Here is a 25,491-nt window from a genome sequence, read left to right on the forward strand (position 1 = left end):
TTCTGATAACAATATGAATCGCATTTTCAAAAATTTGTTTCCCTTTTTGATAATCTGTTTTTTAGGCTTAGTTAATATAAATCTAAGAGCCCAGCAGAAATTTCTCAACACATCACATCTCGACTCGCTTTATGAGGAAATTAATGTCAATGGAAATAGCTTTGGGATTGTTCATATTTACAGTGAATATCCAGATTACAAGTGGGTCGGGGATGATGACGAGGGGATTGCATGTGTAGATGATGCAGCACGTGCTCTAATTTTTTATGTAAGATATTCTAAAGAATATAACGATACTTCATCAGTCTTAAAAGCTAAAAAGTTGGTTGAGTTTCTTGTTTATATGCAATCGGAAAATGGTTTTTTTTACAATTTTATTTTACCAGATTATTCAATTAATAGAACACACCGAAACAGCATTGCTGAACCAAACTGGTGGAGTTGGCGTGCCTTGTGGGCTTTAACAGAAGGTTATGATTTTTTCCAAGACAAGGATTCTGTATTATCTAACAAAATAAAAAATGCTGTTAGTAAAATAGTTAGTGCAATTAAGCTATCCTTTGAAGGGAAAAAACAAGTCGTTGAACTCAATGGTTTTAAAAGAGCTTCTTGGAAACCCTTCGCTTCGGCATCAGACCAAGTTGCATTAATTATTGTTGGTTTGAGTAAATATTATCTTTTGTTCGGTGATAATTCCATCCTAAGATTAATAAACGATTTTTCAGAGGGTTTATTATTATCACAGGAAGGAAGCAAAAATCAATTTCCATATTATGCTTTTTTAAGCTGGGAGAATTCATGGCATGCTTGGGGAAATTTACAGTCTTACTCACTTTTATATGCTTATGAAGTCACGAAAAATCAGAGGTATCTTAAAGCTTCTTTAAGGGAGATAAAAAATTTTTATAAGTATCTTATCAAAGAAAATTTTTTAAGCGGATTTTCCTTAAAGAAAGATAACGGAAAAATTGTCTGTGATTCACTTAAAAAATTTCCGCAAATAGCTTACGGAATTAGACCAATTGTATTCGCATCTATGAAGGCAGCTGAATTAACAGGCGATGGAAAATATCTTTCTATTGCTGCAGAATCAGCATCATGGTTTTTTGGAAACAATCCCGCAAAAACAAAAGTTTATTTTGAAAAAAGTGGAATTTGCTACGATGGAATAATTAATCAAAGTGAGATAAATAAAAACTCTGGTGCGGAGTCTACTATAGAAGCTTTACTTTCTCTTCTTTCTATTGAAAAAAACAAAAAGGCTTGTGAGCTATTAAATAAAATTGTGATGTCGTTTGCTAAATAAAAAGTGAGTAGGGGGAAGTTTTTTAATTATTAAAACTTTTTGAAATAGGAACCATCATGAAAATTTCAAATAAATTAAAAGCATTCGAAATAAATTTTTTTCATGGGAACAATAAGTTTTTTATCTTTTTAAAAACCTCCTTGCAAAGATGTGATTATTTAGCATAATACTTCACTTCATTTGCACTAAGGTAATTAAGAAATAATGGTTAATGTGCTTGATTAATCAACTTTTCAAGGAGGATAAATTATGAGAAGAGATATTCCGCAAAAAATTGTTTTCTTAGGTGATTATGTGCCCCGTAAATGCGGCATTGCAACTTTTACTTACGATTTAAGAACAGCAATAGCAAATCAATACCCCCAATGCGAGTGTCTTGTCGTTCCAGTAAACGATAAAATATATGATTACCCTGATGAAGTAAGATTTGAAATAGAAGAACAGGATATTTCATCTTATCAACGTGCAGCTGATTTTATAAATTTTAATAACGTCGATATTGTTTCTCTTCAACATGAATTTGGAATTTTTGGGGGGCATTCAGGCAGTTATGTACTTGCACTTTTAAGAGATCTTAAAATGCCTGTTGTTACAACATTGCATACCATACTTAAAGAACCTAGTCCAGAGCAAATGAGAATAATGAGAGAACTTATAAAATATTCTGCTCGACTTATCACTATGACCGAAAAAGGAAAAGAGTTTTTAGTTGATATTTATAATGTGAACGAAGATAAAATAGATGTAATACCGCATGGAATTCCTGATATGCCATTTGTAGATCCTAATTTTTACAAAGACCAATTTGGTGTTGAAGGAAAACATGTTTTATTAACATTTGGATTACTTTCACCAAATAAAGGAATTGAAAATGTACTGAAAGCCTTACCCGAAGTATTGAAAGAATTTCCTAACCTTGTTTACATTGTTTTGGGTGCAACACATCCAAATTTATTAAAAACACAGGGTGAATCTTACAGAATTAGTCTCGAAAGAATCGCTTCTGATCTTGGCATAAAAAAGTCAGTTATTTTTTATAATCGATTTGTAGATATTGAAGAACTAAAGGCATTTATAGGTGCTGCAGATATTTACATTACTCCTTACTTAAATCAGGCACAAATTACTTCAGGTACTTTAGCGTACTCCTTCGGTTGTGGCAAGGCGGTTATTTCTACTCCTTACTGGCATGCTGAAGAACTGCTTTCTGATGGAAGAGGAATTTTAGTGCCTTTTGGTGACCATAAGTCTATTGCAAGCGAACTAATTAGCTTGCTTAAAGATGAAACAAAAAGACATGCTTTGCGTAAGAAAGCATACATGCTGGGTAGAGAAATGGTATGGAGTAATGTTGCTCATTTATACATGGAAAGTTTTCAAAAAGCAAAAATGGTTCGAAATGAAAAAATCACAAAAACTTTTGCAGTTAAGACTTTAGATGAGGCAAGAGAAGAACTGCCCGATATTAGGTTAGATCATTTGATTAGAATGACAGATTCAACTGGTCTGTTGCACCATGCTAAAGGTTCTATTCCTAATTTTTCTGAAGGGTATTGTACAGATGATAACGCCCGCGCACTTTTACTTACAGTTTTGTTGGAAGAAGTTTATAAAGAGCCTGATGTAGTGGAATCATTGGCTAATAAATATGCTTCATTTGTTAATTATGCTTTTAACTACGAGAAAAAGAGATTTAGAAATTTTATGAGTTACGATAGAAAATGGCTTGAAGAAGTTGGCTCTGATGACTCGCATGGAAGAGCAATTTGGGCTTTGGGTGCATGTGCGGGCAGATCAAAATTCAAAAATTTCCAAATCTGGGCTGTCCAACTTTTTAATGAGGCATTGCCTGAGTTACTAAAATTAAAATCACCGCGCTCATGGGCTTTTGGCATTTTGGGTATCAATGAGTACTTTAAAAGATTAAGTGGTGATAGGTTCGCTGCACAAGTGAACGAAATATTAACTTCTAATCTCATAGAATTGTTTAAAAGCAATATCTCGGATAATTGGTATTGGTGTGAAGAAATTGTTTCGTATGATAACGCTGTGATTCCTCATGCGTTAATTGTTAGTGGTTCTTTAACTCAAAACCAAGAAGCTTATGATATTGGAATTAAGTCCTTGAAATGGCTGCTTGACCTGCAGTTGAATGAAACGGGTTACTTTCGTCCAATTGGCAGCAACGGTTTTTATAAGAAAGATGGAATTAAGAGTGATTATGATCAACAGCCTCTTGAGGCTTATTCTACGGTCTCAGCTTGTTTAGATGTATATAAAATTACAGAAGAAGAATTTTGGCTTAACACTGCAAAAAAAATTTTTGAATGGTTTTTGGGACGAAACGATTTAGGTCTCCCACTTTACGATACACAAACTTGTGGCTGCCACGATGCACTTCACCCAGACCGACTCAATCTAAATCAAGGCGGTGAATCTACTTTAGCATTTCTTCTTTCTCTTACCGAGATGCATATTGTTGAAGCTAATATTCGTTCATTCCAGACAATAAATAATAAGGAAATTAAAATAGCCAACTAAACCATTAACAAAAATCTAAATGTATATGAAAGTAAACAGATTACCAGTTAAAATATTGCCAGATACTAAACGAGTGATTTTTAGACCCTTCATCATTCTTTCTGAAGAAAGAATCCAAAGAATTATAAATAGAATCTTGCTGCTTTCTGAGGAAGAAACAAAAGAAGAATTATTGAAAGTAATGGACAACTTTGAAAATCGCCATCATAAAACTCGTCAATTTTTTTATAAACGATTTGAACAAATGAAAAAATTTGTCCCTACCAATATTAACTTAAGTGAAGAAAGAAAATTATTAATCGGAGCTTATTTTACTCACGAGTATTCATTGGAATCTGCTGCTTTATTTAATCCTTCAATGATTTGGCACCCAGACCAATCAAATTTACCCGATAATAAGAAACGATTTATAATTAGTTTGCGAGCTACCGGCGAAGGTCATGTTTCCTCGCTTGTATTCCGCAGCGGAACTATCGATTCAAATAATAATATAGAGTTAGATGGTGTATCTAAGTTTGCTGTAATGCCAGAATACTTGACCATTGATGATGATAATTATATAGCTCAATTTGCCGATAATGATGTGCTTTCAGAAAGGACAATATTTCCTCATTCCCCTTCTGAACTAAATGGAATTGAAGATGCGAGATTTGTCCTTTTTGAAGATGATAATGAGCATACTTACTACGCTACCTATTGTGCTTACGATGGACATAATATTTCAATGAATCTTTTGCAAACTAATGACTTTCTGAACTTTAAAATAAGCAAATTGAAAGGCGCTGAAGTTAAAAACAAAGGTATGGCACTTTTTCCAAGAAAAGTTAATGGTAAGTATGCAATGCTTTCGCGCCAAGATAATGAAAATAACTACATAATGTTTTCAGACGATATTTACAGGTGGGAATCAAAACAGTTATTAATGGAACCAAAATATCCATGGGAATTTTTTCAAATTGGTAACTGTGGTTCACCAATTGAAACAGAAAAAGGTTGGCTGTGTTTGAGTCATGGAGTTGGTGCAACAAGACGGTATTCAATAGGTGCTTTCCTTTTAGATAAAGATGACCCGACAAAATTAATCGGCAGATTAAAAAATCCCTTACTAGAAGTTGATTCAACTGAACGCGAGGGGTACGTTCCAAATGTTGTTTATAGCTGCGGTGGATTATTAAATGGTAGCGAAATCGTGTTTCCTTACGCTATGGCAGATTACGCAAGCAGTTTTGCTTCGGTCAACTTAAATGAATTGCTCGATGAATTAACAAATGGATAAAAAGGTTTCTGATAGCTGATGAAAAATATTTTCTTTTATGATGAAACACATATGACACAGCTTGCCCCGTGTATTTTACGAGGGTTTTTCACAGATGTTAAATTTGTGCTAATTAGTGTAATATGTGTTTTATTTTTTTTATTAGTCAATATTAATCTTTTTGCATTTGGCAATAATAAGCTTAGTAAGAATGATCTTATAATTCGCTTTAATGGAGATGCCAAAATTGAAGTTGGCAGTTACTACACAGGACTTGAATTTCACCACAGTTACCCAGTACCTCAAAGGTTCAGTTTTTTTTATCCTATTGCAAACAGCATTGACTTGAGTACAGATTATTGGAAACGCGATACTACTTTTGTAATGGATGTTGGGTTAAAATTCGGTGAATCGAAAATAGAATGGTTGAACAACAAATCATTTGTTTTTGATCTTACTCCTTTCTCAGTTGATTTTTTTAAGAATGATAATGAAAAAAGAATTGAAATTTCTTATGCCTTCACTAAGAATAAGCCTGCCTTTGTAATTAGTTATTCAATAACCAATAGAACAAATCAAAACAAAACAATTGAACTATATACTAAGCAAGCTCTTGCTTTTAGAACAAGCCATACTTACAAATTAAGTGAGAATGTCAATTCTCAAATTTTTGAAAATGGCGAAACTGTATTTATAAATCATAATGATTACGAAACTCAAAATGCCTGCATGTTTATTGTTAATGGAAACGAACTGCCGGTTAATGTTCAATTCTTCAATCGAAAATCAGGCAGCAAAGGTTTTTTCAAAGAATCTTTAACAAAACGGAAATTTGTTGATGCACCTTCTTTGAATTTTGTTTGTAAAAAAAACTTAAAGCCGAATGAAAGACTTATTGTTACTCAAATTATTGGTACATGCAAGAGCAATGAAAGCAAACAAATAGTATCGTATTTAAAAGATAATTACAAAAAGGAAATTAATGGCTTTGAAAATGCAATTCTAAAAAAAATAAGTGAAAACTTGACATTCAAAACCAGTGACAAAATATTGGATCATTCCGTTCTTTGGTCGAAAGCAATACTTGAAGCAAACAAACATTACATCGATGGCAATATAATGCCTATGCCGTGTCCAGCCGAATATAATTTTTATTTCACTCACGATGTTTTAATGACTGACCTTGCTGCTGTAAATTTTGATATTGAAAGAGTTAAAAACGATATGCGATTTATAATAAAACTTGCTAACAAAGAAAAAATTATTCCGCACGCTTATTACTGGAAGGATTCTTCCTTTGTTACTGAATTTGCTGACCACGATAACTGGAATAATTGCTGGTTTATAATTGTTTCTGCAGGATATTTAAAACATTCTAATGACAAAAAATTTCTGGTAGAGCTTTACCCATTTATTGAAAAAGCATTAACACAAGCATTGAAAACAAAAGGTAATGACGATTTAATGTGGTCGTTTCGTCCTGATTGGTGGGACATCGGCAAAAAATACGGACAACGAAGCTACATGACGATTCTTGCAATTAAAGCTATACGCTCTTTTATTTATTTGTCAACGGTTCTAAATAAAAACACTGATAAACTTTTTGAACTTGAGCAGCTTGCCAAACGAATGACAAAAAACTTAAATGAAAAATTATGGCGTGAAGAATACGGCTATCTGATGAACTGTTCTACCCCCGATACAATCGATGAGCATTATTACAGTGGTTCGCTCCTTGCTGCACACTACGGACTTATTGACGGTAGAAAAATTACAAACATGATTGAAACAGCAAACAAAAAAATTGTTGATAAAAAAGTAGGTGTCTATACTGTTTACCCGATGGATTTTGACAAATTAGGTGAGTTTTGGCATTTCGCTGGTAATGAAGCTGGTGATAAGTTTTATTATCTCAATGGCGGTATTTGGCAGCATTCAAATTCGTGGTACGCACTTGCATTGATTGCTGATGATAAAAAAGAAAATGCTGCTCAGTTCATTAAAAATGTTATGACAATTGATGGCATTATGAACGGACCGAACGGGCAACCTGCTATGTACGAAGTACGCAACGGTAATTTTAATGATCCTAAAGTTTACGGTACAATAGATAAACCTCAATTTATGTGGGCTGCTGGGTGGTATCTTTATTCTCTTTACTATTTGTTTGGTCTTAACGACAACGAATGGAATATTGAATTCAATCCTTACCTCCTTGAAGATCAACAGCATTGTTTTTTTGATCTTCAAATCAACAACAAATTGGTAAAGGTAGAAGTTGCAAGAGATAAATTACAAAAAATAAGAATTAATGGTGCGGACGTTAATTCTTTAATAATCCCAAACAGAATTAAAGACATTAAAAAAATTGAATTAACAATCGGCAAGTTAGAGACACCATTGCTGAAAACTACAACTTCTGTCTTGAAATCATGTACGTTCCATAAAAGAACAAATGAGATGAAAATTATACTTCAAGCTTTTAAGGGACATAATAATAAGACGGTTATAGAATCACAAAAGAAACCGAAAATTATAACATTGAATGGACACAAATTAGAAAACATAAAAGCAGATTATACCAATGGAGAATATCTGACAACCATAAATTTTACCCATGAAAATAAAAATGATATTATTCGAATAGAATACTAACTTAAAGATGAGAGATTTCTTCGTGGAACTCAGTCTCTTCTCTGTGGCTTTCCGTGTAACAAAAAAAATTACACAGAGGTACACAGAGAAGGCACAGAGAACCACAAAGTTTTTTTATACAGAAATTATTTAGAAGTAAGATAGAGTAAAAGTAAATATGCTAGAAAAATTTTACTTAACCAGCAATTGGAAATTAAAACTTGGCAATGAATATTCTGTATCCACACCAAAAGAAATTAAAAGGGAGGAATGGATTAATGCTGAAGTTCCCGGAACAGTTCATACCGATCTTCTAAAAAATAAATTAATTGATGAGCCGTTCTACTCCAACAACGAAATTAAATTGAGCTGGATTGCCGAATCCGATTGGATTTACAAAACTGTTTTTGATTCACCATTTGAACTGCACAACTCACTCCCTATTAAATTAGTTTTCGAAGGACTTGACACAATATCAAAAATATTTTTGAATGGTACATGTATTGGTGAAACGAAAAATATGTTTTTGAAATATGAATTTGATGTATCAAATCTTCTAATGCGCAAAAAGAATAAACTGGAAGTCCACTTTAAATCGCCTGTAAAATACAGCAAAGAGGAAGAGAATAGATATGGTAAACTTCAAGTTGCTTTGGAATCTCACCGGGTCTACATAAGAAAAGCACAATATTCATTTGGTTGGGATTGGGGACCATCGTTTCCTACTATAGGCATTTGGCGGGATGTTTATCTTGAAAAAGAAAATAAAGTTGTTATAAATGATTTTCGGTTTAATACTGTAGATATTAAAGATGACTTTGCAGTTTTAGAAATTATTTTTAATGTAAAGAAGAATATAAAAGAAACAATTACTGGTAAAATAAATTTATCATACCGCAATTCGATCATTGAAAAGATTGTTGAAACAGTAGATGGTGAAAACCGTATACGGTTGGAAATTGAAAAACCACTTCTTTGGATGCCGAATGGATATGGCAATCAGCACCTCTACAATCTTGAAATACAAATCATAGATGAATCAAATAAAGTAATTAACTCAATTAGTAAAAAAGTTGGTATACGAACAATTGAACTTCAGCTCAAGGAAAATGGTAAAGATACTTTTAGGTTCATTGTTAACGGCAAAAGAATTTTTGCAAAAGGAGTTAACTGGATTCCAGCTGATGCCTTTTTACCAAGAGTAACTGAAGATAAGTATCGCAAAATACTTTTGTATGCTAAAGATGCAAATATGAATTTCATTCGTGTTTGGGGCGGAGGAATTTATGAAAATGATATTTTTTATGAATTGTGTGACGAACTTGGATTGTTGGTCTGGCAAGATTTTATGTTTGCTTGCGGCGCTTATCCCGAGCATGAGGAATTTATAGACAATGTTAAAGAAGAAATTTATTACAATGTCAAACGTCTTCAATATCATCCATCGATTGCAATTTGGTGCGGCAATAACGAAAATGAATGGATTTGGTACCAGCAGCAAAAAATAAGTTACAGATTGATGCCGGGTTATAAAATTTATAGCAAAATTATTCCAGAAATTTTGTCTGAACTTGACCCGCATCGTCCTTATTGGGAATCTTCGCCTTTTGGATTTGATGGAGACCCAAATTCTCAATCAAGCGGCAACAGACATCAATGGGATATTTGGAGCAGATGGATAGACTACAACGAAGTTGTACATGATAATAGTTTATTTGTTACGGAGTTTGGATTTCAAGGACCTGCGAACAAAATTACTTTCGAAAAATACATTCCGAAACAAGAAAGAAAAATTCACAGCGAGGTTTTTGAATTTCATAATAAACAAATTGAAGGACCGGAAAGAGTTACGCGATTTTTAAGCGCACATCTTCCTTTAAGTACTAAGTGGGATGAGTATATTTACCTTGCACAACTCAACCAAGGATTAGCATTAAAAACGTGTTTAGAATATTGGCGTTTTAATCAACCTCAAACAAACGGAAGTATAATTTGGCAAATTAACGATACTTGGCCGGTTACAAGTTGGTCATTAATCGACAGTGAATTAAAACCAAAGTTAGCTTATTATTTTGTTAAAAATTCTTTTGCGCCTGTTATAATTCGGTTAAACTATCAAACATGTTTAAGAACTAACGAAAATGAACTTAAGATAATTGGACTTAATCAAACGTCCCAAAAGTTTTCAGGCTACGTTGAATTGTTGACTCTCGATTCGAAGACAGGTGAAATTCTTAACAAAAAGAAATTTAATGCTGAAATACCAAAAGAATCTAAATTGGTAATTAAATTAATAGAAAAGAAATTCAACTCGACCAATATTTTGATAGCTACTCTTTTTGACAAAAAAGGGAACAAAATTTATCGCACTCATTTTTGCTTTAAAGAATGGAAACATCTAAAACTGCCAAAAGCAAAAATCAATTTGAAACTTATCAATAACAATAACGAGCAGGCATTAATAATTACAACTAACAAAGCAGCTTTCTTTGTAGATGTTATTGCTGATAATGCAATATTTTCTAACAGAGGAATGATTCTTTTGCCCAGAGAAAAATGTGAATTAAAAATAGAACCAAAGAGAAATAAGCGCATCAAGTTAGATGATATAGAAGTGTATTCCTTAAATCAATTTTTATCTGATTAATATGTTGAAAAAAGACAAAATAAAATACTCTGTGGTTCTCCGTGCCTTCTCCGCTAACCTCCGTGTAATTCTTTCGTTACAAGGATATACACAGAGTACAGTAAAGTTTTCTTATTTTGTAATTGCTATGCTATTCTGTTGGTTTTTAAATGCTTATCCTCAACAGATAGCAATACCACGAATAGAACAAATGCCAAATATTCCCTCGCCGTATTTAATGAGAGATTGGAAAAAAGTTGCTATTGGTTATGATTCATTGATTTATAATTTTAATGCAACTGGCGATTTTTTGCCGCTCTTATATTTCAATAACAATACAGTCAATTATTCTTCGCAGCAAAGTTTTGGTTTGCATACGTACGTTGGTACTTATAGTCCAACGAACGGCGAGGCAATAAACATTTTGCCTTCGCTTGTCGGCGCAACATTGGTAGGAATCGATAAAAGAAATCAGAATGGTTTTGATTGGGTGAAAATGAGCCGAGAATACTTTAATAAACGTCCCGAAATGAACATTTACAAAAACTCACCAAACGATAATTCTTTTGATGACTGGTGGTACGAAACAATGCCAAATGTATTTTTTTATCAACTTTATACTTTGTATAAAAATGTAGAAGATTATGATTACCAATTTCGCACCATAGCGGATCGTTTTTTAGAAGTTGTGCGACTAAGCGGTGGCGGCACTACTCCTTGGAAAATACCCGATTTTAACTATCGAGGTTGGGATTTTGTAAATATGCAGCCATACAAAATTGGTGTAGTGGAACCAGAAGCAGCTGGCGCAATTGGATGGATTTTATATAATGCTTATATCCAAACAGGTGAAAAGAAATATTTAATTGGTGCTGAGTGGTGTATGGAGTATTTGAATTCGCTATCGGATAATCCAGCTTATGAAATTCAATTGCCTTATGGCGTTTTAACTGCAGCAAGAATGAATGCTGAAATTGGAACAGATTATGACATCGAAAAAATGTTTGGATGGTGTTTCAGCAAAACTTATTTACGAAATTGGAACGTGCTTGTTGGAAAGTGGGGTGTTTATGACATTAATGGTTTAATTGGAGAGGACTCAGATCGTCAGTATGCATTTGCAATGAATACCTTTCAGCAGATTGGTGCGCTTGTTCCCTTAGTGAAATACGACGAACGTTTTGCTAATGCTATAGGCAAATGGGTTCTTAATGCTGCAAACTCACTGCGATTTTTTTATTCAGAATATATAGACAACTTACATCAAAGCGATTGGAGTTGGGCAAAACAATATGACCCCAACTCCTATATTTCTTACGAAGCTTTGTTGAAAACTGGCTCTGGCTGGCCTTATGCAACAGGCGATGCAAAAAGTAATGGCTGGGCAAGAACTAATTTATCGCTTTACAGTTCTTCTTCTGTAGGATACCTTGCTGCTCTGCTTGATACAACTGAAATCCCAGCTATTTTAAAACTTGACTTAAATATAACTGATTTCTTTGGAGTAAAATCTTATCCTTCTTATCTTCTTTATAATCCATACGATTCGGCAAAAGTTGTTGATATTAATCTTCCTTCTGGTACTTTCGATATTTATGAATCAATAACAAATAGTTTTGTGTTTACAAACGTCTCAACCTTTGCAAAAGTAAATATTCCGGCACAATCAAGTGTAATTTTAATTTTGATTCCCTCAGGAAGTAAAATTGAATATAAGTTAAATAAACTTTTGGTTAACAATATTGCAGTTGATTATAATACTAACCACCTTGTTTCTAATTACCCGCCGAGAATTAAAAGTTTATCTGCACTTTCCAGTATTTTATTAAGTGGAGACTCAACGAAAATTTACTGTACTGCAGTAGATAAAGATAATGATCAACTAAGTTATACTTGGAAAACAAGCAAAGGCAAAATTGTTGGAAGTGGCAGCATAATTAATTTTATTGCTGATAATGATACAGGTCAAGTTAACATTACAGTTTTAGTTGATGACTTAAAAGGAGGGAAAGACTCAGCGGGAGTAATTATTAAAATAGTGAAAGAAATTAATCATTCGCCCCAAATAAATTTTCTCAAAGCTTTTCCGAGGAAAATTAATCTCGGTCAGTCAACTAAAATAGTATGCAGCGCTTTTGACGTTGATAACGACAGGTTAAATTTTATGTGGCAGATTAATGCCGGAATAATTAATCAGATTAGTGAAGATTCTGTTTTATGGACTGCACCAGAAATAGAAGGTGATTATTTCGTGAAGTGTACAGTGGACGATAGTAAAGGGTCAGCTGTGAAAGACAGCATTAAAGTTATGGTTCGAGATTTCAGCAAATACCAAATTGGAAATCTCATTGCTTTTTATCCTTTCAACGGAAATGCAAACGATGAAAGCGGAAATGGAAACGATGGTATTGTTTCTGGCGCAACCTTTACAAACGATAGATTTAATAATCCTTTTAGTGCGCTTTCGTTCGATGGTATAGACGATAAAGTTCAAATAAAAAATTCTGCGTTTCTCAATTTTCAAAATGCGATTACAATTTCTTTCTGGATGAAACTTAATCAACTCCCTACAAAAGAAGTTTATATTATTTCACACGGGAGTTGGGATAGAAGATATAAAGTATCGATTTCAAGTAAGAAGTTGAGATGGACAATTAAGACAGATAAAAGTGGTAATCAAATTTTGGATTTAGACAGCCAATCAATAATTGATGCAAACAAACTATATCACTGTGTAGTAATTTACACCGGTTCTGATGCAGAAATATGGCTAAATGGTGAATTGGATTCATTTACTTCTTGGTCGGGCAAACTCTTAACTTCTGATGTTGATCTTACTATTGCTCAAATGCTGCCTTTGGATGCTAATTATAATTTCAAAGGTGTTTTGGATGACATTAGAATTTATGACTATACACTGTTACCGCAAGAAATTGAAAATTTGTATGACTTGCCAACCTCAGTTCAAAATAACAAAAAGAACAATTCGTTAACTTTAGAAACAAAATTAGATGGCAACTATCCCAACCCATTTAATTCATCAACACAAATAATTTATAAAGTTTCTAAACGTTCTAATGTAAAAATATATATCTATGATATTCTTGGCAGAAAAATAAAATCGTTATTAGATGATGAAAAAGATAAAGGAATTTTTAATCTTTGGTGGGATGGAAAAAATGACTTTGGAAAAAATGTTTCATCCGGTACATATATTTGTATTATGAAGAGTGATGAAAATATAAGCAAACTCAAATTACTTTTAGTTAAATAGTTCTTGGGGTAAAAATGGCAGAGGTAAAATTAGTTAACGTTAGTAAGATATATGATGGCAAAAATAAAGCTGTCGCAAATGTAAATCTTGATGTAAAGGATAAAGAATTTGTTGTTTTGGTTGGTCCATCTGGCTGCGGTAAAACAACAACTTTACGAATGATTGCAGGCTTAGAAGAAATAAGTGAGGGCGAATTATATATTGATGGAAAAATAGTAAATGATGTTCCACCCGCTAAACGAGATATTGCAATGGTCTTTCAAAATTATGCTCTTTACCCACATATGAGTGTTTTTGAAAATATGGCTTTCGGGTTAAAGCTTAAAAAGCTACCCAAACATGAAATTAAAGAACGAGTTAGTTACGCTGCTAAAATTTTGGGTCTCGAAGATTTACTTGATAGAAAACCCAAACAACTTTCTGGTGGACAAAGGCAACGAGTTGCTGTTGGTAGAGCAATTGTGAGAAAACCAAAAGTCTTTCTGTTCGATGAACCTTTAAGTAATCTTGATGCAAAGCTCCGTGTACAAATGAGAGCAGAAATTTCTAAACTGCACCATAGATTAGGCGCTACAATGATTTATGTAACCCATGACCAAACTGAAGCTATGACAATGGGCGATGTTATTGTTGTAATGAAAGACGGTGTGGTTCAACAAATTGATACTCCTCTTAATTTGTATAATTATCCCGTTAATAAATTTGTTGCGGGATTTATTGGTAGCCCTCCAATGAATTTTATTGAAGGGGAGATACTCAACGGAAACGGGCTAAAGTTTAAAAGCAAAAACGGTGAACTTCTCATTAATCTTGATGAAAAAAAACTGCAGCATCTTTCAGCCTACAAAAATAAAAATTTGTGGCTGGGAATTCGTCCAGAAGATATTAGCCTTACTCCTAATGATTTTAATTGTGCGATACAAAGTAATCCTGATCTTGTAGAACCTATGGGAAGCGAAGCTAATATTTATTTTAAAATTGACGATGTTCAATTTGTTTGCCGTAGCTATGCACCCTTCATGCCAAAAGTTGGTGAAACTATAAAATTATACCTTAACACCAATAAACTTCATTTTTTTGATAAAGACAACGAGACTAAAATACAGTGAGTTTTTAAGATAGAAGAAATTCTGTTAGTTAACTATATTTTATAATTTTTTTTTTAAAGCAGCAGTATGCGTAATAATATGTTCTTTAAAATCGTGTTTAATTCTTTGTTAAGACAAGAAGTAATGAACCTTAGTAACAAGCAAGATATCATTGTGAATTAACCTTATTACCTTATTATTGATAGTTAATCTAAGAGATATTAACAATAAAGATAATCAAAGTAGAAAGAGCAAGAAGTAAAAAGAGAATCTGAAAACAAACAAAGGTAAATAGAAGTAGAATGTAGACAAGTGACAAGTAAAGGTGAATATATAATTTTCTAATGCATAGGTTGGGATTATTTGTCGTTCTCACAAAAGTTTAAGTTTGACTGAAAGGCATCTGCAATTACGCACTGAATTTTTCAGAAGTTTCAAAGAATTAACTATTATTGGTTTTATGTCTACTGCAAGTAGAGTTGTTTTTTCAATAAGCTAATAAGGTTTGGTTTCTTTTTTCTTTGTTTATGTTACTAAGGTAGTAAGGAAAAGAATAAGGTATTATGGGAATTCGTTACTTCGCGGGAAGGTAAATAAATTAACATAACAAGAATACAGAACTTTGTGGAAGGGGAAAACACTCTCGAGAATAAATTATGAAAATTCCTTAGTGGTAAGTGAAAACCTTAGTCATAGAAAGTAATAGTGAGAAAGTAATGAACCTTAGTAACAAGCAAGATATCATTGTGAATTAACCTTATTACCTTATTATTGACAGTTAATCTAAGAGATATTAACAGCAAAGATAATCGAAGTAGAAAGAGCAAGAAGTAAAAAGAGAATCTGAAAACAAACAAAGGTAAATAGAAGTAGAATGTAGACAAGTGACAAGTAAAGGTGAATATATAATTTTCTAATGCATAGGTTGGGATTATTTGTCGTTCTCACAAAAGTTTAAGTTTGACTGAAAGGCATCTGCAATTACGCACTGAATTTTTCAGAAGTTTCCTAGGAGTTTACTGGGGAACTGCTCCAGAGAACATTGAACCCATTTTTTGATGTAACCAATAAAAATATAATGATGTTAAAACTTTGCCAATTTTTATTTTATACCTGGAATTACTAACTTTCGTTATAAAAACATACCAGTAAATGAAAAGAGTATTTTTTGCAATCCTATTGTATAGTTTTTTTTCTTCGCTGCAGGCACAAAATGATGAAGAGGTGGGTCTTGTCAGTAGATTTGGCATTGCAGGCGGATTTACTCCAATTATTGTTTTCCCTAATTTATCTCCCATTAATGATGAGCTTAATAAACTTGGCATTGATGAATTTTCTACTTCGGGTATGTTAAATTTTGGTGGAAGCGGCTACGCATATATAATGTTAATTGATAATTTGAGAATAGGAGGTATCGGCTTTGGGGGTACATTATCTCGCTCTAAAATTATTAATGGTTATTCTAACGAAATTAATTACAATTATGGAATAGGGGGACTAACTATAGAATATTCGTTACCTTTCATTAATAAAATTGCTGTATCGGTTGGAACTATAATAGGTGCAGGCTCATCGAGTATCGAGATTTATAGAAACAAGTCTAATTTTTCTTGGGATGATATTTGGAAAGAAAATACTACGCAAAATATCAACAGAAAGTTAAGCAATACTTTTTTCACAATTGCACCTATGATTAATGCTGACTTTCCAATTACAAGATTTATGGCTGTTCGACTTGGTGTAGGATATGCCTACTCTTTTAACGATAATTGGAAAGCCGATAATGATCAATCTTTAATAGGAGTTCCAGCTGATTTAAACAGCAAATCTTTTTTCATTCAGACCGGAATTTATTTCGGTTTCTTTGCATTATAAAGCATGGAGTTTAAGAAAATATTAATAACAGGCGGCGCTGGATTTATTGGCAGTAATTTTATTAACCATTTACTCTCAAAAAGAGATGATGTATTTATTGTTAATTTAGATAAGCTCACTTACGCGGGGAATTTAGAAAATCTAAAACCCTCCGAAGCTAAAAAAAATTATGTTTTTATCAAAGGTGATATAACAAACAATGAACTTGTAAACTATGTTTTTAATAAATATAACATAAAATACGTCATTAATTTTGCTGCCGAGTCACATGTGGATAGAAGCATTCTTGGTTCAGAAATTTTTTATAGGACGAATGTAATTGGTACAAATGTCTTGCTTGAAGCTTCCCGCAGATTTGAAGTAGAAAAGTTCTTGCAAATTTCTACTGATGAAGTTTACGGAAGCCTTGGACCAAACGGTTTGTTCACTGAAAAAACACCTCTTGCACCAAATAGTCCATATTCTTCAAGTAAGGCAGCAGCAGATTTGATGGCATTATCATTTTCCCATACATTTGGTCTGCCAGTTATTGTTACAAGATGCTCAAATAATTTTGGTCCATATCAATTTCCTGAAAAGTTAATTCCACTTATGATTATTAATGCAATAAATGACAAAAAGTTGCCAGTCTACGGTGATGGACTAAATGTTAGAGATTGGATTTATGTGTTAGACCATAATAGAGCAATAGAGACAGTGCTTGACCATGGAAAAAATGGAGAAATTTATAATATTGGTGCATCGAATGAGAAAAGAAATATTGATATTGTGAAATTGATACTTGATAAGCTACAAAAGCCAGAATCGTTAATAGAATTTGTGAAAGATAGACCTGGCCACGATAGGCGTTATGCTATTGACTCAACTAAAATTAAAAGTGAGCTTGGTTGGAAGCCAATTTTTGCATTTGAAGATGCTATTTTTGAGACTATTGATTGGTACATAAAAAATAAATCATGGTGGGAAAGAATAATTTCAGGCGATTACAAAAAGTATTATAAAACTCTTTATGAAAACAGATGAATTAATAAGCTAAATACTAGGAAAGCTTTTGTAACACAGAGTTCCACTGAGAAGCTACGGTCGTGAGACTTTGCCGAAAGAACCACGAAGATTCAGTTTTTTCTTTGTGAAACTTCGTGTGAACTTTGTGAGACTTTGTGTAACTAATTGGAATGTAAAAAAAATGGTTCTCAATATGAAGAAAATTTTCGTCTTGATTATTGCTGCAGCTTTTACCTTTAATACTCATGCTCAAACCGAAGATAAAGCACAAAACAATATAGGCAGCAATATTATTCAGCCATTAGCCGTTACTATAGGGGGAAATTTTATTGTTACTGGTACCTTTACCGCTACTAACGGAGAAAGAGTTGATCATTTTATTACCACTGTTTTTATGCAAGCTCAGAGACAGGCAATTGGTAGTTTAAGTCAACTCGAATCAATACAAAAAGTTAAAACGGGAATTCAAAACTATCCGTTGAGAAATATTACACTTCTAAGAGCTAAAGGAGATAAGATAAAAATTGATTTGTTAAGATTTAGACTTACCGGCGATTTTAAAAACAATCCTTATCTAATGAATGACGATGTAATAATATTCCCCTTTTACGATACAGAAAAGGATATTATTGATATAAGTGGAGCGGTTAATAACCCCATAAAATTCCAATTTGTTGAGGGTGATAAACTAAGTGATGCAATTTTATTTGCAGGTGGACTGAATAATACATACGACAATATTACACAAGCAGAAATTTCGCGCCTTGATAATACCGGTAATAAAGAACAACTGATTACCGTGAACATTAATGATGACTATCAACTAAAACCAGGCGATAGAATTAAAATTCTTGCCGATGAAAATCAAAGAAAAAATTATAAGGTTTTGGTATTGGGACAAGTGACCTATCCAGGCTTTGTCTACGTAAAAAAAGATGGCAGTTATCTTAAAGATGTAATTGAAAGGGCAGGTGGTTTTAAGCCAAATGCAGATTTACTGAGAGCAGAAGTTATACGAGATTATAACTCGCTGGATATACTCCAAAAATATAAATTAGCGCAGGATTTTGTTGAAAACCCAGAAAAACTGTTACTCCCCGAAGTACAATTAAAACTAAAACAAGAAAAAGCTTCACTTGAGTTGCTTCGCACTTCAAATCTTACTGAAGAAGATACTCTCTTTTTTAATATTGATAATAGACTTAGAATACTGCAGTCAGAAAGTCTTGTAGATTTTACTCAGCTATACGATTCAACTTCAGATGCGTATAAGTTTAAGGTTAAAGACGGCGATTTAATTTTAGTCCCGGATAAATTCAATTATGTTTATGTATTTGGACAAGTAGCAAATGCAGGTTATGTGAAGTATAATCCTGAGGCGAATTATAAATACTACATTAACAAAGCTGGCGGTAAGACTGAGCTTGCACGGAGCGATGATGAAGTAGTAGTAATTAAAGGGAAGGGTAAAAGCTGGATTACTGAGCAGAAAGAAAAATTGAAATTAGAACCGGGAGATTTTATTTATGTCCCCAAAGAAATTCCAAGAACAACTTGGTACTATGTGGGTAGAATTGGTACAGTAGCGGGTATAGTGGGAAGTGTAGCAACTATTGTCTTGCTGTTGAGGCAGTTTGGGAAATAGACGAATTACTTTATAACATTAATCATAGCAACAATATATTATGGAAAATTTAACTCATGCAAACAAAGAGAAAAAATCTTTTGCTGATTTTCTTATAATATTAATGAAATGGCGAAAGATAATTTTCTTGAATGTATTTACTATTACAATTTTAGCAACAGGAATAAGTTTAATCATAGATAAGTGGTATACATCTACTGCTAACATAATACCTCCCAAATCAAGTGGTGGTTTATTAGGAGACATTACTAGTTTTTCTACAACGATAAAAGACTTATCAAAAACTTTGGGTAGATTGGGAACAGTTTCAGAAGAAGCCTATAATTACTTAGCTATTTTGCAGAGTAGAACATGTTTTGAAAAAGTAATAGATAAATTCAATCTACGGAAAGTTTATAAGTTCAAAGATAGCGACCCTATAGAAGATATAATTAAAGAACTAGGGAATAATGTAGAGTTTAATGTGGAAGATGAGGGTAATATTACTATTAAAGTAACTGACAAAAATCCGAAGCGTGCTGCTGATATGGCTAACTATTTTGTTGAAGTATTAAATGAGATTAGTATAGAACTTGGAACGTATGAAGCCAAAAATAATAGAGAATTTATTGAAAAAAGATATCTGCAAGTTTTAAAGGATTTAAAAACAGCAGAAGATTCGTTAAAAGATTTTAGCCAAGAATATTCAGTTTATTCTATAACTGATCAGACTAAAGCTGCAATAACTGCTGCAGCAGAACTAAAGGCAAGAATTACTGTTGAGGAGATTGAGTTGGATTTGATGAAAAAAAATTATGGTGATACTAATCCAATTATAGCAAATAAAAAAATAGTTATTGATGAATTGCAAAAGAGATTAAAAGCGATGGAATTTTCAGACGAAAATTCTAAAAAGGGGAACTTTTTTACTCCGTTTTCACAGCTTCCTGACGTAGGAGTTAAATATCTTAGGTTGATGAGAGAATATGAACTACAGGCTAAGTTACTAGAGTTTATCTTGCCTATTTATGAACAAGCAAAAATTGAAGAGAAAAAGAATATTCCTGTTTGTCTGGTACTAGATAAAGCAGTGCCTGCACAAAAAAAGACCGGACCGAAAAGAGCAATAATTGTAGGGGCCTCTTTTTTAATCTCGTTGTTTCTTTCCATACTTGTGGTACTTATATTAGATTTTTTTGAAAGACTTAAACAAGATGAGGAACAATACAGAAAGATTAATGAGGGACTGTTCCTCCCATTGAAAAAGATGTTACATCTAAAAAGAAAATAATAATGAAACAATCATATAACATAGGCCTTGGTTCAACACATAAAAATACTTTTGTTATCTACATTTTGTGTGTATTCGAATTAATACTTTTGTCATTACTCGCATTAGAATACTATGATTATATATTAGTATTTGTCGGACTAATTCTCGCGGCTGTTTTCATATACATCTCTTTTAACCATCTTTTTTTCCTTTTATTAGCTTTCTTATTATCTATTTTAGCTGGTTCAATAGGTAGTGGCAAGTCTGAGGTATCATTTACAAACATTTTATTTCCTATACTCACAGTTATTTTTTTTATTAGGTTATTTCTAGATTTTGAAAGAAGGCAAAAACAAGATTTTGTACTTATAAAAGTTTTATTTGTAGCATTTTTAATTTGGTCGCTTTTTACTTCGTTAAATGCCGTTAATAAGTCACTTTCGTTATTATACTGGAGAAATTACTTTGCAGGTATTATTGTTTTTTCATTTGCGTTGTTTGTTCTTAATGATTACAGAAAGGTCAAAACTTTTATGATATTTCTTACTGTTTGGGGTATTATATTAGCATTAATTGAATTATATGTGTTTTCAACGTTAGGTGGATTTCCTGCTGCTTTTGTAAAAGTAATTTTTAGGAAAAATCTTCTTGCCACTTCATGGGGTAAATCGAATTATTTAGCAACCTTTTATGTGCTAATAATTCCTGTAACTATTGGTACTTTTTTAACATTAGGCTCTAAGAAGTTAAAGTTATTTTTGTCTGGTTCCATGCTGTTTTTGTTGACTGGTTTAATTTTAACTTTGTCAAGGGGAGGAATACTTTCTTTAGTTATAGCTATCACGATACTAATTTCGAAAGTACTGAAGCCTCGTACTTTTATTCCTTTGTTGCTGCTAATAACTTTATTAACAACTGTATTTATATTAAATCCATTTGCATCTATTCTATTCACCGGTATAAGCAATGTGGGAAGTAGTTTGTCATACTATTCAAGATTGAATTTTTACGAAGATGTCTGGAAGACTTTTTTAAACAATCCTATTGTAGGAGTAGGATTTGGTAATTTAGGCTATCACTCAAAATTTGAATTCACTAAATCTGTTGCTTCAGCACATAATATAGTACTAGGAATGTTAGGTGAAACAGGCATAGTAGGTGCTATATTATTTATTTTTTTGCTTTGTTATATTCTTTTTTTAGTTATCAAAAATTACACTAAAGAAAAGAACGAGCGAATTAAGGTTTTGGAGTGGGCTTTTATAAGTGGTTTTATTGGGGTTTTAATTCATTCTATGATGGAACCAAATTTTGAAGGATTTCAGTTTGCTATAGTATTCTGGTCTACTCTTGCCGTTTTTTTACGTTTATCATCATTTAGTGATGAGTATAAGTCTAGTTTATTACGAACTTAGTGGTGTCTTTCATTTTGTTAAAAAATCTTGCACACAAATTTTGTGCGTAAACGAATTTTTTAAAAGATTCTCTTGCTAAATAAACTTTATAATTCTAATACTAAAAAAACCTTGCTTGGGAATTTCTTTTCCTTAAGCATTCTTCAAATAACAAATTATGTATTACCCCTTGTGGCGTTACCATATCTAGTACGTGTATTAGGTCCGGATAAGTTTGGTCTATTAGCTTTTGCTCAAGCATTTATTCAATATTTTAACATTTTTATTGACTATGGCTTTAATTTTACTGCTACAAGGGATATATCTATAAATAGAAATAGTATTGAAAAAGTTTCAGAAATATTTAGTTCAGTGTTAGTATTGAAAATGGGATTTATTGGTTTGTCTTTACTAATTATATCGTTAATTACTTTTTCCTTTACAAAATTTAGAAATGAATGGCTTATTTACTTCTTAACATTTGGTGTTGTTATTTGTCAAAATATTTTCCCACGTTGGTTATTTCAAGGTTTAGAAAAGATGAAGTACATAACCATCTTAAATATAATTGCAAAAATTATTTTCACATTGTTTATTTTTATTTTTATTAAAAGTACTGTGGATTACTTATATGTTCCGTTGATAAACTTTATTGGTTTTTTTGTATCTGCAGTTTTAGGGTTGTTGATTGCACATAAGTACTTGAGAGTTAAATTTATTAGGCCATCATTTAATGAGTTAAAGCGTCAATTGAAAGAAGGATGGTACCTTTTTATTTCTACAATTGCTACTGGATTGTATACAACTTCAAATGCTTTTATCTTAGGGATATTTGCTAGTAACACTTTAGTAGGATATTTTTCTGCGGCAGAGAGAATAATAAAGGCCATAGAAGACTTGATAAGTCCAGTATTTCATTCAGTTTATCCTTACCTTAGTAAACTTTTTGAAGAGTCTGAATACAAAGCCGTAATTTTTCTAAAAAAAATAATTAGAATAACTAGTATTGTTGGTGTATTTATTTCATTACTTGTCTTTACATTAGCTAATTTTATAGTTGATATTCTTTTGGGAAGTAGTTACCATCAGTCAATCATTGTGTTAAAAATATTGTCACTGTTGCCATTTATTGGTGGAGTGAATATTATATTAACTTCTCTTACTCTTTTATCATTTAATTATAAAAAGGCATTTTCCAGTATAATTGTAGGTGCTGGTATCTCAAATATAATTTTTTCCTTTTTATTTGTCCCATATTATAAGCAAATAGGCAGTTGTATCTCAGTAATTTTGGCTGAGGTCTTTATCATGCTATCAACCTTAATTTATTTGAAGCGAAAAAAGATAAAACTAATATGAGGTAATAACTTAACTTATATTAATATGTGAACTACAATGAGATACACAATTTTTTTAATTAAAGAATTGGAGTATTATGTTAGAAATATTTGATAACACAAAAATTTATATTGTTGCGCCGGCTAACTCTAGAACTGCTGGGCCTGAGCTCCTCCATCAAATGGCTTTTTACATTCGTAATTTTTTAAAGTTTAATGTTTATATGTATTTTGTACCACCAGACCATCCAAATCCAATTCCTTCTGATTTCAAAGAATATGGGAATTGCTCAGTTAATAAAATAGAAGATGAATGTGAAAATATTATTATTGTCCCTGAAATATATAATACACTAAAAATCTTTGATAACTTTTGTAAAATTAGAAAAGTTATCTGGTGGATGAGTATTGATAATTTTTTTATTGATAGATTTATATTTAAAGATATAATACTATCGCTGCCCATTAGAATCATCAAAAAACTTACAGAATTATTAAGCCTTCCCCCTATTTTAGAAATAAATAAAGTAGCTTTGAAATATTATTCAAAATATAAAATTGAGTCAGATCCGTTAGTAAAACAAGCAATTCTAAATATTTGTTCAGCACATCATGTTAAACTTTTTTTAGAAAAGAGAGGATTAAAAGTTTTTTTTCTTGTAGAGTTTTTAAATAATGACTTTCTAGATTTTAATACAGATTTGACCAAGAAAGAAAATATTATTGTTTATAACCCTTTAAAAGGAGCTAAGTTTACACGAAAAATAATTAACAATGCAAAACATTTGAATTTTGTTCCTATAAGTAATTTATCACGAAAAGATGTTATAAAATTGTTGCAAAGAGCAAAAGTTTATATTGATTTTGGTAATCATCCAGGTAGAGACAGACTCCCAAGGGAAGCCGCTTTGTTAAAGTGTTGTATAATTACGAATAGGAAAGGTGGAGCCATGCTAAAGGAGGATCTTGGTATACCTGAAGAGTATAAGTTTGATGATAATTTTGTCAATATCCCGCTTATCATAAATAAAATTGAAGACTGTTTGACCGATTATGAGAATAAACTGTACGATTTTGAAAAATATAGAAAAAGTATTTTGGAGGAACCATCTCTATTTCTTGAGGGAATAAAAAAACTATTTGTGAAAGTGTAGTGCATTTTCTCACTAATTTTCAGATTGTGTAAAATACGTTTTTTAAAGTTAATGTTTATGCTTCAATTTTGTGAAAGTATTTTTTCAAAAAAATCTATATTCACTTGAGAAATTATAGTGTATATTTTTACTGATGATGTCTAGTTAATTTCTTCAAATAAAAATACTACTGCACAAATGATCCCTAAAGTTAGCATTATAGTTCTGAATTGGAATGGACTGGCAGACACTTTGGAATGTCTTCAGTCAGTACAAAAGATTAATTATGGCAATTTTGATGTAATTCTTGTTGACAATAATTCATCAGGTAATGATGTTGAAGTTATTATGGAAAAGTTTGGAGAATTTCTTAAAGTGATAATTGTAAATGATTCGAATAAAGGCTTTGCTGGAGGAAATAATGTTGGTATAAGGTATGCATTAGAAAATAACTCTGATTTTGTCCTTTTATTAAATAATGATACAATTGTAGAACCTGATTTTTTAGATAAACTTATTGAGCAAAGTACACAATTAGCAAACATTGGAATTCTTACACCTAAAATATTCTATTACACGAATAGAGATCAAATTTGGAGTGCAGGCGGCTATATTAGCAAAATTAGGGCGTCAGGGTTTCAACGTGGATTTAATAAAAAGGGGCGTAATTATTATAACATTAATAAATACTGTTCATTTGCAACAGGGTGTTGTATGCTTATCAAACGAGAAGTAATTGAAAAAGTCGGTTTGCTCGATGAAAGATTCTTCTTGTATCTTGAGGATACAGATTACTGTTATAGAGCGATAAATGCTGGTTTTAAAATACGTTTTGTTGCAAATAGTAAAATTTATCACAAAGTGAACACTACTACAAAAATGAACGGTGAGTTGCTTCCATTGTACTATACAATAAGAAATAGACTTTTTTTTGCAAAAAATAGATTAGGTTTTTGGTTTTATTTGTTCTATTTATATTTAGTTGTAACAATGAACATTAAGATTTTTATTTCAAGGAACGGAACAGAAATTAGAAAAATATATAAGTTAGCAACAAACGATTTCAGTAATGAGATGATGGGTCAACTAACAAAAAAAATATTTAATAATATGAGAGTAGGTTAAA

At 32.0% G+C, this 25,491-nt stretch carries 15 protein-coding genes; all 15 read left to right on the plus strand.

The window, feature by feature from the left end; translation table 11 throughout:
• Window positions 1-13 precede the first annotated feature (13 nt).
• The 15 genes from ABRY23_13630 to ABRY23_13700 all read left to right on the plus strand — a co-directional run bounded on the left by ABRY23_13630 (window position 14) and on the right by ABRY23_13700 (window position 25,490).
• Entirely contained in the window at window positions 14-1,306 is a 1,293-nt protein-coding gene (locus ABRY23_13630) for a hypothetical protein (GenBank protein MFA3784095.1), read from the plus strand.
• Between the two features lie 249 nt (window positions 1,307-1,555).
• Entirely contained in the window at window positions 1,556-3,847 is a 2,292-nt protein-coding gene (locus tag ABRY23_13635) for a glycosyltransferase family 4 protein (GenBank protein MFA3784096.1), read from the plus strand.
• Between the two features lie 25 nt (window positions 3,848-3,872).
• The gene (locus ABRY23_13640; protein MFA3784097.1) at window positions 3,873-5,123 is read left to right on the plus strand and encodes a glycoside hydrolase family 130 protein; all 1,251 of its coding nucleotides are present in this window, start codon (window positions 3,873-3,875) and stop codon (window positions 5,121-5,123) included.
• 18 nt (window positions 5,124-5,141) lie between these two features.
• Entirely contained in the window at window positions 5,142-7,757 is a 2,616-nt protein-coding gene (locus ABRY23_13645) for a hypothetical protein (protein MFA3784098.1), read from the plus strand.
• Between the two features lie 157 nt (window positions 7,758-7,914).
• Window positions 7,915-10,383, plus strand: a complete 2,469-nt coding sequence (locus ABRY23_13650; protein MFA3784099.1) for a glycoside hydrolase family 2 protein — start codon at window positions 7,915-7,917, stop codon at window positions 10,381-10,383.
• A gap of 1 nt (window position 10,384) precedes the next feature.
• Window positions 10,385-13,636 (plus strand): LamG-like jellyroll fold domain-containing protein, encoded by a 3,252-nt coding sequence (locus ABRY23_13655; GenBank protein MFA3784100.1) that lies wholly within the window; start codon window positions 10,385-10,387, stop codon window positions 13,634-13,636.
• A 14-nt stretch (window positions 13,637-13,650) separates the two neighbouring features.
• Window positions 13,651-14,745 (plus strand): ABC transporter ATP-binding protein, encoded by a 1,095-nt coding sequence (locus ABRY23_13660; GenBank protein MFA3784101.1) that lies wholly within the window; start codon window positions 13,651-13,653, stop codon window positions 14,743-14,745.
• Window positions 14,746-15,876: 1,131 nt separating this feature from the next.
• Window positions 15,877-16,599 carry a hypothetical protein gene (locus tag ABRY23_13665; protein MFA3784102.1) on the plus strand — a complete coding sequence of 241 codons (723 nt, stop codon included), beginning with the start codon at window positions 15,877-15,879 and terminating at the stop codon, window positions 16,597-16,599.
• Window positions 16,600-16,602: 3 nt separating this feature from the next.
• Window positions 16,603-17,622, plus strand: a complete 1,020-nt coding sequence (gene rfbB / locus ABRY23_13670; GenBank protein ID MFA3784103.1) for a dTDP-glucose 4,6-dehydratase — start codon at window positions 16,603-16,605, stop codon at window positions 17,620-17,622.
• A gap of 175 nt (window positions 17,623-17,797) precedes the next feature.
• Entirely contained in the window at window positions 17,798-19,249 is a 1,452-nt protein-coding gene (locus ABRY23_13675) for an SLBB domain-containing protein (GenBank protein ID MFA3784104.1), read from the plus strand.
• 40 nt (window positions 19,250-19,289) lie between these two features.
• Window positions 19,290-20,519 carry a GumC family protein gene (locus ABRY23_13680; protein MFA3784105.1) on the plus strand — a complete coding sequence of 410 codons (1,230 nt, stop codon included), beginning with the start codon at window positions 19,290-19,292 and terminating at the stop codon, window positions 20,517-20,519.
• 2 nt (window positions 20,520-20,521) lie between these two features.
• Window positions 20,522-21,916, plus strand: coding sequence for an O-antigen ligase family protein (locus ABRY23_13685; protein MFA3784106.1), 1,395 nt, complete (start codon window positions 20,522-20,524; stop codon window positions 21,914-21,916).
• A 72-nt stretch (window positions 21,917-21,988) separates the two neighbouring features.
• Entirely contained in the window at window positions 21,989-23,254 is a 1,266-nt protein-coding gene (locus ABRY23_13690) for a flippase (protein MFA3784107.1), read from the plus strand.
• Between the two features lie 76 nt (window positions 23,255-23,330).
• Window positions 23,331-24,386, plus strand: coding sequence for a hypothetical protein (locus tag ABRY23_13695; GenBank protein ID MFA3784108.1), 1,056 nt, complete (start codon window positions 23,331-23,333; stop codon window positions 24,384-24,386).
• A 177-nt stretch (window positions 24,387-24,563) separates the two neighbouring features.
• Entirely contained in the window at window positions 24,564-25,490 is a 927-nt protein-coding gene (locus ABRY23_13700) for a glycosyltransferase family 2 protein (GenBank protein ID MFA3784109.1), read from the plus strand.
• The last annotated feature ends 1 nt before the right edge of the window (window position 25,491 follow it).

The organism is Melioribacteraceae bacterium 4301-Me (genome assembly GCA_041538185.1).
Classification (GTDB): domain Bacteria; phylum Bacteroidota; class Ignavibacteria; order Ignavibacteriales; family Melioribacteraceae; genus Pyranulibacter; species Pyranulibacter aquaticus.

Bases quoted from the DNA above. Each gene is read 5' to 3' on its own strand.
- ABRY23_13635 (MFA3784096.1), top strand. From the start codon at position 1,556: ATGAGAAGAGATATTCCGCAAAAAATTGTTTTCTTAGGTGATTATGTG.
- ABRY23_13630 (MFA3784095.1), top strand. From the start codon at position 14: ATGAATCGCATTTTCAAAAATTTGTTTCCCTTTTTGATAATCTGTTTT.
- ABRY23_13640 (MFA3784097.1), top strand. From the start codon at position 3,873: ATGAAAGTAAACAGATTACCAGTTAAAATATTGCCAGATACTAAACGA.
- ABRY23_13680 (MFA3784105.1), top strand. From the start codon at position 19,290: ATGGAAAATTTAACTCATGCAAACAAAGAGAAAAAATCTTTTGCTGAT.
- ABRY23_13660 (MFA3784101.1), top strand. From the start codon at position 13,651: ATGGCAGAGGTAAAATTAGTTAACGTTAGTAAGATATATGATGGCAAA.
- ABRY23_13645 (MFA3784098.1), top strand. From the start codon at position 5,142: ATGAAAAATATTTTCTTTTATGATGAAACACATATGACACAGCTTGCC.
- rfbB (MFA3784103.1), top strand. From the start codon at position 16,603: ATGGAGTTTAAGAAAATATTAATAACAGGCGGCGCTGGATTTATTGGC.
- ABRY23_13655 (MFA3784100.1), top strand. From the start codon at position 10,385: ATGTTGAAAAAAGACAAAATAAAATACTCTGTGGTTCTCCGTGCCTTC.
- ABRY23_13650 (MFA3784099.1), top strand. From the start codon at position 7,915: ATGCTAGAAAAATTTTACTTAACCAGCAATTGGAAATTAAAACTTGGC.
- ABRY23_13675 (MFA3784104.1), top strand. From the start codon at position 17,798: ATGAAGAAAATTTTCGTCTTGATTATTGCTGCAGCTTTTACCTTTAAT.
- ABRY23_13685 (MFA3784106.1), top strand. From the start codon at position 20,522: ATGAAACAATCATATAACATAGGCCTTGGTTCAACACATAAAAATACT.
- ABRY23_13700 (MFA3784109.1), top strand. From the start codon at position 24,564: ATGATCCCTAAAGTTAGCATTATAGTTCTGAATTGGAATGGACTGGCA.
- ABRY23_13695 (MFA3784108.1), top strand. From the start codon at position 23,331: ATGTTAGAAATATTTGATAACACAAAAATTTATATTGTTGCGCCGGCT.
- ABRY23_13665 (MFA3784102.1), top strand. From the start codon at position 15,877: ATGAAAAGAGTATTTTTTGCAATCCTATTGTATAGTTTTTTTTCTTCG.